We start from the raw sequence: 13,059 nt of genomic DNA, 5'->3' as shown, positions 1-13,059 counted from the left end.
TACTGAAAAACACGCTCAGAGCAATATTTTGCGGTATTTTAGCGATTTTATAGCGTAATCTGTTCATGTTTTGAAAAGTCTTATTTACCAGATCGTATCTATTGTTGCTGTGGGGTTATATTTCGTACCTGTGCTTATTGTGATAGCTAAAAAGCTATGGCCCGCAGTTCCATTCAGATTGTTTGCTTTGTACTGGCTGGTAGGTGCTTTGGCAAATGTGGTTGAATTCATTCCCCTGTCTGCCCGCGCGATGGATCTGTACACTGTAATTTATAACCTGCTCGATATTCCTTTTGTTCTGATCATCTTTTACTTCTCCACGACCTCTGTTGCTGTTAAAAGATTCACCAGCCTCATGGCGCCGGCGCTGGTAGCGGTTGGATTGGTAAACTGTATTTTTCGGGGATTTACAACCGATACACTGAAGTATGTGCTGGGCGCTGAACTGCTGATCGTATTGGGAGTGATCGTGTGGGAGATCATTTTAAAATTACAGAAGATCAAACTTACCCGCCATGCCAAAGGATTGTTGCTGATCTGTGCAGCCTTACTGTTTGAATACGGAACATTCGTTGTTATCTACATATTCGATTATTTCCTGCCAGGCGTTTCTTCATCGGCCGACAGCTTCCTGATGTATTACTTATCTTCCCTGATCGCCCTGCCGGTGGCCATCTGCGGATTTTTGATCAGGGGAATTAAAGTCCCCGTGCCGGAAGCGGACCGCTTCGAAAACCAGTATAGCAGACACGCCGAACGCGAAACCATGAACGCTTAACGCAAAACGCTGAACGCAAAACGCAAAACGCTGAACGCAAAACGCAAAACGCTTAACGCAGAACGCTGAACGCAAAGCCAATATACCTTCAACGCTCAATTGAAATCCAGCTGTTTGAACTATAAATTTTGAACTTTGAACTTTGAACTTTAAACTTTAAACTGTGAAGCGGTAATTACAAATTAATGATCGCGTAGGCTGTTTCGCTTACGTATGGTCCGCCGGGATAGCGGGCGGTGTAATCAAGATTGATCCAGTATTGACCATTTTGTTCGTGGTAATACATGTTGTCGATAGCTTCATTACCAAACAGGTGTATCACAGCCTGTTGCATCATCTCGAACTGTTTTTCGTCGCCACAGAGCAATTCAGGATACAGGTGACCATCTGTAAGGATCATGCGGCAATGAGCGCCTATGGCCTTCATGCAGGTTACCATCAGAATGGTATGATCGTCGCAATCGCCGCCCAATCCGTTCTGAATAGTCTCACGGGCGGTAGCAAAGTATTCATCCCTTTCAGAATCAGACACATATTTAAAGTTGCTGTTGATGTGTTTGAACAGCGACAAAATTCGCACCTGCGAGCCATATTTGGGATAATATTCGTCAAAGGAAGCTACCGAATGTTTTACGGCATAATTCCTCACAAGTGAATCATTGGCATGTACTTTTGATCGCAGCGACTTCACCGTTTTCGTAAGCGGGCCATCAAAAAAGGTGGGGCGTAAAACCAGGTCAATTTCCTTCTGTTCTTTCTTGCCCCAGTTGTTTTGAACCATGGTTTTGTAATCTCTTAACATATTGCCAAAACCGTAACCATTGGTCAGCTGATTATAGATCAGCACCAGGATGAGTAATCCAACAGCCGGTAATAATAAAAAACGGAATAACCGCAGGGTAAGAAAAGTCAGAACGCCTGCCAGAATGATGGAAACAGTAAGATCAAGGTTCCAATCCCCCAATACTAATGGTGGAATGTAACGATTGATTAATGGAGCCAGCGGAATTACTGCAATTATGCTCAGAATCACCAGCAGCACTTTTCTCGTATGGCCATATTTATCCTGGGCTTGGTTCATAACGTACTTGATTTACAGTAACGTAAGATCAACCATTTTTTTCGTATGGCAAGTGTTAAAGGTATCCGTAATTTAGCCGGTAAAGATTTTACCTGATAACGTGGTAAAATAATGCATGGAGTGATATCAGGCGCTTACCGTCAGTTTACCCGTTGTACCTAAAAAAGGGAAACAACCTGGCAACTGGTCTAAAGCAAACTTACGAAAAACAAGCCACAATGTAAAAGGTTTAACGTATACCGTTTAAGGTTGATGCTGCAGGATGTTATAAAAAGCAAAAGGTTTAAAGTGTGACCTTTTTAAATATTAATAATATTCAAAGTGAGGCAACAACTTTAAACCTTCCAACTTATAGTTCAAACTAACTATTCATCATCTTCTTCCTCATAATAGGCATCCTGGCCGTCATTGTAAACGGCTTCCCATTCTTTCACTTTATCATCGCTCAGCAGTTCCAGAATGTCGAAGATCGGATCGTTTTTCTTTTTCCACACCAAAACCGGCATATCCTCATATTGAGTGACATACAGGCACTGGTCGGTTTCTACCGTTATTTTAATAAGCGTTACAGGATCGTCTTCTTTTTCCTGTATTAAATAATAACAGCCGGGCTCTAATAAAGCATACGAATACATACTAATATCCTCCACCTTTTTAAATGTTTCAAAAAAGAAGAATCAACAGGTTGCAAGCCGAATTTAACGGGTAGTGTCGCGTTTCGTTCTACAGAATTTAATGTGTTGGTTCCATGTAGTATATGGGGTGTGTAGTAAAGTTTCCCGGAACGCTGACAAATCAAAATTAGGATAAAAAATCACATCGGCCATGAGCCCGGCACCTGCCCGGTAGAATTTATAATTTGTTTAAAATTGCCTATTGAAAATCAGGCTGTTGCGTTGTTTAGCTTTTTTAGCGGCGGGGGAATAATTGATGAAATTTAAATTTTCGGACCCACCCTTTAAAACCGGTTTTTGGCACCCGGTTTATGGTCCGGCGAGCTGGCAAAAACGTCATTTCGCCTGTCAAAATTCCGGTCAACTAATTAAAGTTCAAAGTTCTCAGTTTTAAGTTCAAAGTTCTCAGTTCAAAGTTCAAAGTTCTCAGTTCAAAGTTCAAAGTTACAAGTGCACTGCCTTTACGTCTTTGAACTGTAAACTTTAAACTATAAACTTTGAACCTTTCCCCGAACCAGCTGAATGCCGCGCACTTTCTGGTTCCGTACGGTGTGAACAGACAACTGCATGTGCCGGGCTATTTGTTTGTTGCTGAAACCGCCTATGTAACTTAACAGGATTATTTTGCGACATTGTAGCGGCAATGATTCCACGCTTTTGTAAACATCGCATAAGATCTCTGATTGGGTTATGGAGCTTAAAACTGATTCATCGACTTCATCAGTAAGAATGCGCCAGCCGGCTTTGGCACGTGCCTGGCTGCGGGTCTTTTGATTGTGATTGATACAGGCATTTTTTGTGCTGATGTACAAAAATGCCTTTGCAGCATCCAGGGCATTGAACTGGTATTGCTTCTGCCAGTACTTCAAAAATATGTCAGCAACAAGATCTTCCGCGGCCAGGGCATCCATCAGCAGTTTGCGGGCAAAATAAACCAACGGATTGTAAAAACGCTTATAAACACTCGCAAAGGCAAGCGGCTCTGCTTCCTGCCAATGACCACCAGCGTTACATGGGTGCGGTAGGTGCATACAAAAGGTTTACTGGTTAAGATAATTTGAGCGGCTGTTGTATTGGTTGGGTGGGAATGACTATAGCTGAGAACAGGCGGCAAAAATAAGGGAAAATAATAATGTGGGGTTTAAGTCCCACATCTTTTTTATGAATTTCGGTGATCTTACTCCTGTTAATCATCAATATGAAGGCAGGGGACGACCAGGACATCTTAAAAAAGTTTGGCGATAATCTGAAGAAGATAAGAAAGCGCAAGGGTTTAAGCCTTCGTGCATTGTCGTATGAGTGCTCGATCGATTTCAGCGATATCGGAAAAATTGAACGTGGCCAAACCAATATAACTTTACTCACCATTATGCAGCTGGCCAAAGCACTGGATATACCCGCTGAGGATCTGTTCAGGTGGGAGAACTAACAATCTGGTACATCAGGTATGCTGCCTTCCTTCAAACCATCCGGCTGTACCGCCTATAAACTGCAATGCGCCCTTTCCGCGTTATCGCCTATTCTACCGGCGTTTTAAACCGCTGTTAACGCATTCAAGACGGCAGCGGCGCAATTGGCGGCCGGTAGCCTGCATCATCGTTTTTGACGGACCCGGTGCCAAATAGTGCCAAATTGGGAATATCAAATTATCGGGCAAACGAGACTTAACAGCGCTCGCAATAGCCCTGCGCAAAAAAATACCCATTTGCAGCGTTTTCCCGGCAAAAATGGCCTTACGGAAAGAGATGAATAGTACGGTAAGGGTACATCAGGTCAACCTGGTTTTTCTGCGTTTATAAGGGGTAATCAACTGGCACAAAAGTTTAAGCATTAACATTACAAAAATCATCAGTTATGCGAGCCATTTGGACCGGAGCGATCGGTTTCGGGTTAGTCAATATTCCCGTTAAACTGTACAGCGCTGTACAAGGCAGTGAGCTTGATCTGGATATGCTGGATAAAAAAGATCATTCCAATATCCGGTTCCAGCGCGTGAACGAAAAAACAGGTAAACAGGTAGCCTGGGAGAATATTGTGCGCGGGTATAACCTCGATGGCCAGTATGTGGTGCTGACAGAAGAAGATTTTCAAAAAGTAAGGCCCGAAAAGAATAAGATCATCAATATAACCGAGTTTGTCGATGAAAAGGAAATAGACACCATTTATTATGAAAACCCGTATTACCTGGCGCCTGATAAAAGCGGCGTAAAAGCGTATAACCTGTTGCGTGACGCCCTGGAGGAAACCGGTATGGTGGGCCTGGGAACTTATGTGTTGCGGAACAAGGAAAGTATTGCCCTGATCAAGCCGCATGATGATATACTGGTATTGAATAAGATACGTTTTGGCGAAGAAATTCGGGATGCATCGGAACTGGATGTTAAAACAACCAAAAGCAATCCCCAGGAATTGAAAATGGCCATAGCCCTTATAAACCAGTTATCGGGCAAATTCGACATCTCACATTTTAAGGATACATACTCAGCGGATCTGATGCAGCTGATCAAGGATAAAGCAAAAGGCAAGAAAATTGAAAAACCCACTTTACGGGTGGTGCATTCCCGGTCAAAAGACCTTATGGAACAACTGAAAGCAAGTCTTGGCAAGGAAAAGAAAGGGGGTGGCGGAGGCCGCCGCCGGAAAGCTTCGTGATGTAAGAAGTTGGTAAGAAAATTTTCATTAAATTAGTAGTAATCCTTTGCGTGTTTACAAACAGCAGTGATCGTTCGCCCTGACGGAACTGTAATTTTTCTTCTACTGATACGGAACAAATTTAATAACACTTCAAAACATCACGCTTGTGGAATATCAACAATTAGCAGAGATCTTGAATGACCTTTCTGCAATTAATCGCGAACGGGCTAAGGCTTATGAAGAAGCGTCTTTTCTGAATTTCATTTTTAACCTCGAATTGCGAGGCACTTTCGCCTTACTGGCCAATCAAAGCCGGCAAAACAGTTTTGCCCTCCGTCAGCACCTGGAGCAATTGCAAAGTCATATTCCCGTTTCAAAGAAACCAATGCCGCAGCTTACATTTGGTTATTTGTTTAACCTATGGAAAGAAATGGGGGTGTCCTTCTCTGGCCCCAACATTTATGATATGCTGAAAAGCAGCGAAGCCGGAGAACAGGCCATACAGGTCATTTATAGCAAAGCGATTGAACAGTTACCGGCCGGTGAACTGCATTATTTGTTAGAGAACCAGCTGCGTGGACTGCAAAATTCGCACAGCGTTGTTAAAGGCATTCTGAACCAGCCGCAAAAGATGCCGCAGAAAATGAAAAAGACAATTTAAAGGCATGCGATACCCTGGAAATTCCTCAGTATAACACTGTAAGGAGCGGGTAATTACATTAATTGCCTGGCATTTCACTGATCTTTTTCAGTACCGACTTTAAGTTGATCCCTTTTCCTAATACGGGTTTGAATATATCTCCAACTTCCCTGGCCCGGCTATACATATTTCGAATAGTAAAATCCTGGATGCTTAATCCCTTTTTTACTTCATCCCAATGCAATGGCGCCGAAGCAGTGGCTCCTGGTTTGGGCCGAAGCGAATACGGAGCAGCGATCGTTTGAATAGACCTGTTCTGTAAATAATCCAGGTATATTTTGTCCTTTCTTTTGGCCGGACTGCGCTCGAGGCTGGTGAAAGTGGGCATTTCATTATACGCAAGCGATACCAGCAGCTCTGCTAACTGCCTCGACTGATCGTAATCATAAGCCGCGCCCAGCGGAATGTAAATATGCAGCCCGGTAGAACCGGATGTTTTACAATATGTGTCTATTTTCAGGTCATCTGCCAGTTCTTTAATTACCTGAGCAGCTTCAATGACTTTATTGAAGGAAATATCCCCGGGATCCAGGTCGATGACGCACCAGGTTGGATGATCAGGCTTTTTAGTGGTGCTGTGCCAGGGATTCATTTCAATACAACCAAGATTGGCCATGTATAACAGGGATGCCTCATCAGTACAAACCAGGTATTGTTTTTTCTCGCCATCCGATTCGCTCACATAATCATGCTTTTCGATCCAGTCGGCCACTTTGCCGGTAACATCCTTCTGATAGAAGCTGGGTTTGTTGATGCCATTGGGAAACCGGTTCATAGATTGCGGCCGGTCTTTCATATAAGGCAGCATAAAAGGTGCAATCTGCTCGTAGTAGTTCAGCAAATCGCGCTTGGTGATCTTGTCGGCCGGCCAGTATATTTTATCGAGATTGGTAAAAGTGAGCTCTTTTTTATTGATAATGACCACCTGTTCTTTTTCGGCGTCATTCAGAAATCCTTTAGGTGCCTGGGAAACAGGTTGCTTTTTACGCGGGGTATTTGACGTGGCGTGCTTGCCTGTCGCAATGGGTTCAGCCCGCTGCGTTCCGCTTCTGGCTTTCTGGGTTGCGCCTTCAGCGCTGGGCGTTTGGCGTTTTTGCATCGTTTTGCCGGATCTGGTTTTTTTATTATGGGTGGTGCTTTCGGCTTCAGCTGCAGAAACAGCTTTACCAGTATCCACTGCTTTTTCTTTAAATACGTCTTTGGCGTTCTTGTCTTCCCGTAATCCCATGAAAATCGGCTGGCGCAGAATATTGTCTTTGGTCCATTCTGAAAACTTTACTTCACAAACCAATTCGGGTTTCACCCAGGTACAGGGCATATTGGTCTTAGGCTTTTGTGCGAATGGTGACGTGGAAATGACCAGCGGTTTAAGCTTTTCATAGATTTCTGCCAATGATTGTTCCGTAAACCCGGAGCCCGTATGGCCTACATAGATCAATTTATTTTTTTCGTACACACCTAGCACCAGGGCGCCAAAGTGGCTGCGGCTTCCTCTTGTTTCGGTAAAGCCGCCGATCACAACTTCCTGCCTTTGATTCGCTTTGATCTTTAACCATTGTTTGGTTCGTGCTTTGGGCGTATAGGCACTGTCAATCTCTTTGGCAATAATGCCTTCGAGCCCCTGCTGTGTAGCCATGTCAAAAAACTCGATGCCGGTTGCTTCTATATGATCGCTGTACCGGATCATAAGATGATCTGGCAATATTTCCTTTAAGATGGTTTTGCGTTCAGCCAGTGACAAATCCATCAGGTTGTAACCGTTTAGCCATAACAGGTCAAACACATAATACGCCAACTCGCCTTTGCCGCTGTTTTGCCAGTTCTGCAATAGTTGAAAATCACTTTTGCCTTCCTCATTAAGCGCAACCACCTCGCCATCGAGCACGGCTTCCAGGCCCAGCTCCTGCAAGGCTTCAACTACTGTTGGAAATTTGTGATTGAAAGGCAGGTTCTTGCGCGACATGAGCGTAATATCACTCCCGTTGAGATAGGACACTGCCCGATAACCATCGTATTTTAATTCAAATACCCAGTCTTTGTCATCGAATGCGCCATCTGTAAGTGTGGCCAGCATGGGAATGATACCGGCCGGCATTGGTTGTTTCTTACCCTTTGCTATGAGCTTTTCGACTGACGCCGGGACTTTTTTTTTAACTGCCTGCTTTTTTTGCGGGCCAGCCGTTTTGCGGGCGGATGTTCTTTTCGCACTGCTTTTCCGGGCAGTGCTGCTTTTCCGGTTGCTTACCCATTCATTGGTGCTTTCTTTAGCTACCTCTTCCAGTTTCAAGCCGGATTGTACCGATCTCGCCTTTTTGGTAACGTCGGCAGTACTGGCGTATTTGTCGCGTTTTTTGATCAGCAGCCAGGCATTGTCTTCACTGTTTTTTATATGTACCAGGGCAAAATCGCCTTTCAGTTTTTGTCCGTGTAACCTGATCTTGAGGTCGCCTTTATGTAACTGACCAAGCAGGTGTTTCTCCGCTTTTTTGCCATCCTCGATAGATTCCATGGGTTCATAGGTGCCTTCATCCCAAACGATGACGGTACCGGCGCCATAGTTACCGGGTGGAATTATGCCTTCAAAGTCTTTGTAATCGTATGGGTGGTCTTCCACCATCATGGCCAGCCGCTTGTCTTCGGGGTTCATGGAAGGGCCTTTGGGAACGGCCCATGATTTCAGCACGCCTTCCATTTCCAGGCGGAAATCATAATGCAACCGGGAAGCGGCGTGTTTTTGAACAACAAAATGCAGGGCGCCGGCTTCGGCTTTCTTTTTGGCGGCGGTTTTTTTACCTGCTGGCTCCGGCGTTTTGTTAAACGACCGCTTCTTTTTATAAGTGGTAAGACTCATACGATAGCGGTCAAAAAAGTTGTGCCATGTAACCGGTAGTGGGCAGAAGGCAATGGTTACTGTAAAAAAGTAAGCAATGCCTGCTTAAACTGGCCCAGGTCCTGGATATGCGGTATATGGCCGATACCTGGCATTTCGAACAGCAGGGCATTGGGAATTTGTTCCTGGGTTTTCTTGGCCAGGGCAGGATATTGTCCATAACGATTTTTGTCCTCATCGCTTAACAGGGCTTTCCCTACAACGGTGCGGTCTTCAGTACCAATGATAAGCAGGGTGGGGGCGGCAATGCGTTCCCATTCATAACACACCGGCTGTTCATAGATCATTTGATAGGTAATCGCGTTTATACGGGCAATACGGGGAAATTCCGGATTCTTCAGCGCTTCAGCCTGGGCCTGTACATATTGCTCGTATTCCGGTTTCCATTGCGGATAATACGATTGCTGGTATTTTTTATAGGACTCATACGTGGCGCTGACTTCTTTTTGATACAATTGTTCGATGGTTTGATAAGGCACAAACCGTTTGTAATCTTCCAGTCCGATCGGGTTCTCCAGCACCAGCTTTTCTACCTTACCCGGGTACATCATGGCGAAGCGGGCTGCCAGCATACCACCCATGGAATGGCCAATGAGGTACACTTTCTTTACCTGTAAGGAATCAAGCAATCCGTTCATCGCATAGGATAACAGGTGAAAGCTGTAATGCAGTTCAGGTTTATCTGAGCGGCCCCAGCCGGGCTGATCAGGAACGATCACCCGAAAACCTGATTTTATTAAAAAGGACATTACGTCTTTCCAGTAATAGCCATTGAAATTCTTACCATGAAAAAGCAATACGGTTTTTCCGGGTGCTGATTCCGGTTGTACATCCATATAAGCGATTTGAACCGGTTTATTTTCGAGGGTAATATTAAACTTTTTAACGGGGTAGGGATATTCTACCTGCCCCTGCCCGTACAAAGTGGCAGTGAGGAAGAACAGCATCATCAGGGCTTTGGGATAGTATAAACTTGCCATGCAGAAAAAAAATTAGATGCATGAAGTTACATGCATTTTATAACCGTTAGTTGATTTAAGATATTTTAACAGGATTCTAAGAAGTCAGGAAAACTTCCGCTATGCAGAACTGGTTCTGCATATTCCATTACTGGCAAAGATGGGTTTCTACGGGTTGGGGGGTAGGGGTTATTCCGGTTCTGATTCTATTTTTTCTTTGACCATTTCTATCAACATATTCAACTCACGGGGATCCATAATGTTTTTTTGATTCCCCATTTCGTATTCGTTGAACAATACATCGCCCTGTTGGGTAAGGGTGAAAAGGTAATTGTCTTCTGTGAATACATCGAATACGATCATATCGCCAAAATCCCTTTCCTTGATCTGACAGGAAACGGTTTTACCACTTACTGACAGATCCATTGTTTTCGTTTGTAGTTCTTCCATAACCTGCGATTTAATTGAAAAATAAGTGGAACGGTTCAAACTGAATTAATGGAAAATCGCCTGTTCTTCTCTTTCCTGAACCGGCACTTTTTTGATCAGTTCGTCATAATTCTCATCTTCATTATGGGTCGTATAAACGCCATAAGCATCCATACTGTAACCAATTGTGCCGTCATTCGCTTCTATAAGGTAAACGACAGAAGAGTCGCCCGGATCCGAAACACCTTCGAAGCGGTAGGATTTAATGATGGTCAGGTCTTCGGGTTTATAGAATTTCCCGTTTGACGTGGTGAAACCATCATTCTTGGGAGTAAATTCATTATCGTTATGTTGTTTTCTTAACTTCTCCAATACGGCGGTTAAGGTTGTCATTTCAGATGGTTTTGTTTCCATAAACAAGTTTTTAAATGAATAAATAGTTCGTCGATTATTGAATACCAGTCAGGTACTAATTACGAGCTGTCATATCATTTCAAAAACCCGTGCCACCTAATGCCACGCTATTATATTGATAGTCTGCATTAAGCTTAATTTGTGGTTTTGAAATGCCTGTGGGGTTGTTGAAGCGCTCGTCATATTGACGAAATATTTCTACACAAACAGTGGGTTGCAGGGACCACCAATTCCAACTTTTATATTATTTATTGAACATCACCGGAATGATAGCTGGCACAGGATTTTAATTATTTGTTCAGAGCGGTAATTTTTTCCTTCTGGCAATTACACTCTTATGGAGAGTGTTAAGAATGCTGGATACATCACTGTAAAAAGGGAAAAAAATATCACTAGCCCCGGATAAAACCGGGGTTTTTTATTGGGTATCGGGGTTGCATTATTTTCCGAAAGGAAGTTTATGGCATCAGCAGCAAAGAAAAAGAAGCGAACCACCACCGCAGGTAAAAAAGCCAGTCCTACCCGCAAAAAGACCAGCCGCAAAACAGCTTCTAAAAAGACTGCATCAAAGAAAAAGTCGCCGAGGAAATGGTCGCGCCGGGTAATGCAAACCAGCGATGCGCTTGACCTGGAGTCGGGCGTATTTCGATCAAAGGACCCGAAGAAAATAGCCAGGTCGTTGAAACGTTCGGCCGAAAAAAGTAACAGGAGGAAAGGCACGCCTTTTCAATCTGCTATGTCTATGTTAAACTTCTATATCAACCGGGCGGGGAAACAACTGACAGCCAAAGAAAAGCAACCCCTCGAAAAGGCCAAGCACGAATTGCGGGTGCTTTTTGACCGGGAAGAGCCTTAAAGCAGAATGCCTCCCCCTCCGTCCGCCGCTCTCTTCAAAACCGATTCCCGCCGAATTTGTTATATTCAGGGCTAACGATTGTTAGCAAAGCCATATCTTTGTGTTTACCAGAAAACCAGATCTTAAAAACAGCACTTACTATATGAACAAAAGAGAAGTATATATTATATCCGCCATGCGAACACCGATGGGTAGTTTCGGTGGTGGTTTAAAAGATTTTCCTGCCACAAAACTGGGCGCGATTGCTATAAAAGCCGCGTTGGAAAAAGCAGGTGTGCAACCAAACCAGGTGCAGGACCTGCTGATGGGTTGTGTATTGCAGGCCAACCTGGGGCAGGCGCCTGCCCGCCAGGCTGCCAGATATGCCGGCTTGCCCGATGAAGTGAATTGCACCACCGTAAACAAGGTATGCGCCAGCGGAATGAAAGCTATAACACAGGCTGCACAAAGCATTGCCCTCGGGGATGCCGATATCGTAGTGGCCGGTGGTATGGAAAGCATGAGCAATGTGCCTTTCTACGTAGAAAATATGCGCTGGGGAAATAAATACGGTAACAGCAGTCTGGTTGACGGACTGGCTAAAGACGGGTTGACCGATGTATATAACGGCCAGGCCATGGGAAATGCTGCCGAGCTTTGCGCCAAAGAATGCGGGATATCACGGGATGAACAGGATACATTTGCCATTGAAAGTTATAAACGCAGCCAGGCAGCCTGGGCTGCGGGAAAATTTGCAGACGAAGTCGTCTCCGTCGACATTCCGCAACGCAAGGGTGATCCCATCAGGTTCTTTAAGGACGAAGAACCTTTTAATGTGAAATTCGATAAGATACCCGAGTTGAAACCTGCTTTTCAGAAAGACGGTACCGTTACCGCCGCCAATGCCAGTACGATGAATGACGGAGCAGCAGCACTGGTATTGATGAGTAAGGAGAAAGCGGAGGAACTTGGGCTGAAGCCCATTGCAAAAATTATTTCATACGCCGATGCAGAGCAGGCGCCTGATTGGTTTACAACAACACCGGCTATTGCAGTGCCAAAAGCAGTTGCCAAAGCTGGGCTTCAAATGAGCGACATCGATTACTGGGAATTAAATGAAGCGTTTGCTGTAGTGGGTATTGAAAATACCAAACGCATGAAGCTCGATCCGGCGAAAGTAAATGTGCATGGAGGTGCAGTTTCGCTGGGGCATCCCCTGGGAGCCAGTGGAGCCCGTATTATTGTAACACTTATCAATGTGTTGAAGCATAATAATGGTAAATACGGTGCCGCGGGCATTTGTAATGGCGGTGGAGGTGCATCAGCTATGGTGATCGAAAGGATGTAATAAAGTGTATATAAAGAAAAAAGCCCTGACGCTGCCGTCAGGGCTTTTTTTATTTAGAACTGAGGTCTGCACGGAAGGATAATAATTCGCTGGGCATGTGCCGTTAATGCCTTTTCAAACTCAGTTGTTCTGTAGGCTTTGGGAATGCTCTAAACGAACTAAGTACATTTTTGGGTTTGGCTTATTCCGACTAATGGAAGTAGTAGCCAGCAGAAAATTGTTTTTCACATGGTCAGTGATTGGAGGATATTTTTCCGAAGAAATTTTTTTATAGGGAAAGGTGTGAAGTCCAATTGCAAAAATGCATTGAAAAGTTA

At 44.3% G+C, this 13,059-nt stretch carries 13 protein-coding genes; 6 read left to right on the top strand and 7 right to left on the bottom strand.

Translation table 11 applies throughout. From position 1 onward, the window contains the following. Positions 1-70: 70 nt before the first annotated feature. Positions 71-778 (top strand): hypothetical protein, encoded by a 708-nt coding sequence (locus JUB15_RS13630; protein ID WP_207513045.1) that lies wholly within the window; start codon positions 71-73, stop codon positions 776-778. A gap of 175 nt (positions 779-953) precedes the next feature. Here the strand turns inward: JUB15_RS13630 and JUB15_RS13625 are convergent, their stop codons facing one another. From JUB15_RS13625 to JUB15_RS13615, 3 genes are all read right to left on the bottom strand, one after another. Further along, positions 954-1,859: a transglutaminase domain-containing protein gene (locus JUB15_RS13625; RefSeq protein ID WP_207513044.1), complete on the bottom strand. Its 906-nt coding sequence runs from the start codon at positions 1,857-1,859 to the stop codon at positions 954-956. A gap of 365 nt (positions 1,860-2,224) precedes the next feature. Then, the gene (locus JUB15_RS13620; RefSeq protein WP_205511162.1) at positions 2,225-2,494 is read right to left on the bottom strand and encodes a hypothetical protein; all 270 of its coding nucleotides are present in this window, start codon (positions 2,492-2,494) and stop codon (positions 2,225-2,227) included. A 527-nt stretch (positions 2,495-3,021) separates the two neighbouring features. Beyond that, positions 3,022-3,564: an RNA polymerase sigma factor gene (locus JUB15_RS13615; RefSeq protein ID WP_207513043.1), complete on the bottom strand. Its 543-nt coding sequence runs from the start codon at positions 3,562-3,564 to the stop codon at positions 3,022-3,024. Between the two features lie 167 nt (positions 3,565-3,731). Here JUB15_RS13615 and JUB15_RS13610 point away from each other — a divergent pair, with 167 nt between their 5' ends. From JUB15_RS13610 to JUB15_RS13600, 3 genes are all read left to right on the top strand, one after another. Next, on the top strand, positions 3,732-3,962 hold the full coding sequence (locus JUB15_RS13610; RefSeq protein ID WP_207513042.1) for a helix-turn-helix domain-containing protein: 231 nt from the start codon (positions 3,732-3,734) through the stop codon (positions 3,960-3,962). 425 nt (positions 3,963-4,387) lie between these two features. After that, on the top strand, positions 4,388-5,185 hold the full coding sequence (gene ku / locus JUB15_RS13605) for a non-homologous end joining protein Ku (protein WP_207513041.1): 798 nt from the start codon (positions 4,388-4,390) through the stop codon (positions 5,183-5,185). A 148-nt stretch (positions 5,186-5,333) separates the two neighbouring features. Further along, positions 5,334-5,828, top strand: coding sequence for a ferritin family protein (locus JUB15_RS13600; protein ID WP_207513040.1), 495 nt, complete (start codon positions 5,334-5,336; stop codon positions 5,826-5,828). Between the two features lie 58 nt (positions 5,829-5,886). On the opposite strand, the gene ligD is transcribed toward JUB15_RS13600, so the two are convergent. From ligD to JUB15_RS13580, 4 genes are all read right to left on the bottom strand, one after another. Next, the gene (gene ligD, locus JUB15_RS13595) at positions 5,887-8,718 is read right to left on the bottom strand and encodes a DNA ligase D (RefSeq protein ID WP_207513039.1); all 2,832 of its coding nucleotides are present in this window, start codon (positions 8,716-8,718) and stop codon (positions 5,887-5,889) included. A gap of 56 nt (positions 8,719-8,774) precedes the next feature. Continuing rightward, entirely contained in the window at positions 8,775-9,737 is a 963-nt protein-coding gene (locus JUB15_RS13590) for an alpha/beta fold hydrolase (RefSeq protein WP_207513038.1), read from the bottom strand. 168 nt (positions 9,738-9,905) lie between these two features. Further along, a complete protein-coding gene (locus JUB15_RS13585) occupies positions 9,906-10,166 on the bottom strand; it encodes a hypothetical protein (protein WP_207513037.1) in 261 nt (86 codons plus the stop codon). 45 nt (positions 10,167-10,211) lie between these two features. Then, positions 10,212-10,538 (bottom strand): hypothetical protein, encoded by a 327-nt coding sequence (locus tag JUB15_RS13580; RefSeq protein WP_242696334.1) that lies wholly within the window; start codon positions 10,536-10,538, stop codon positions 10,212-10,214. A 481-nt stretch (positions 10,539-11,019) separates the two neighbouring features. Between JUB15_RS13580 and JUB15_RS13575 the strand changes: the two genes are divergently transcribed. Beyond that, positions 11,020-11,415, top strand: a complete 396-nt coding sequence (locus tag JUB15_RS13575; protein WP_207513035.1) for a DUF3175 domain-containing protein — start codon at positions 11,020-11,022, stop codon at positions 11,413-11,415. A gap of 142 nt (positions 11,416-11,557) precedes the next feature. Beyond that, a complete protein-coding gene (locus JUB15_RS13570; protein ID WP_207513034.1) occupies positions 11,558-12,742 on the top strand; it encodes an acetyl-CoA C-acyltransferase in 1,185 nt (394 codons plus the stop codon). Positions 12,743-13,059 lie beyond the last annotated feature (317 nt).

Source organism: Longitalea luteola (genome assembly GCF_017356035.1).
Lineage (GTDB): Bacteria > Bacteroidota > Bacteroidia > Chitinophagales > Chitinophagaceae > Niastella > Niastella luteola.
The sequence above is the reverse complement of the archived record's forward strand: the minus strand, read 5'-3'. Positions and strand labels throughout refer to the sequence as shown.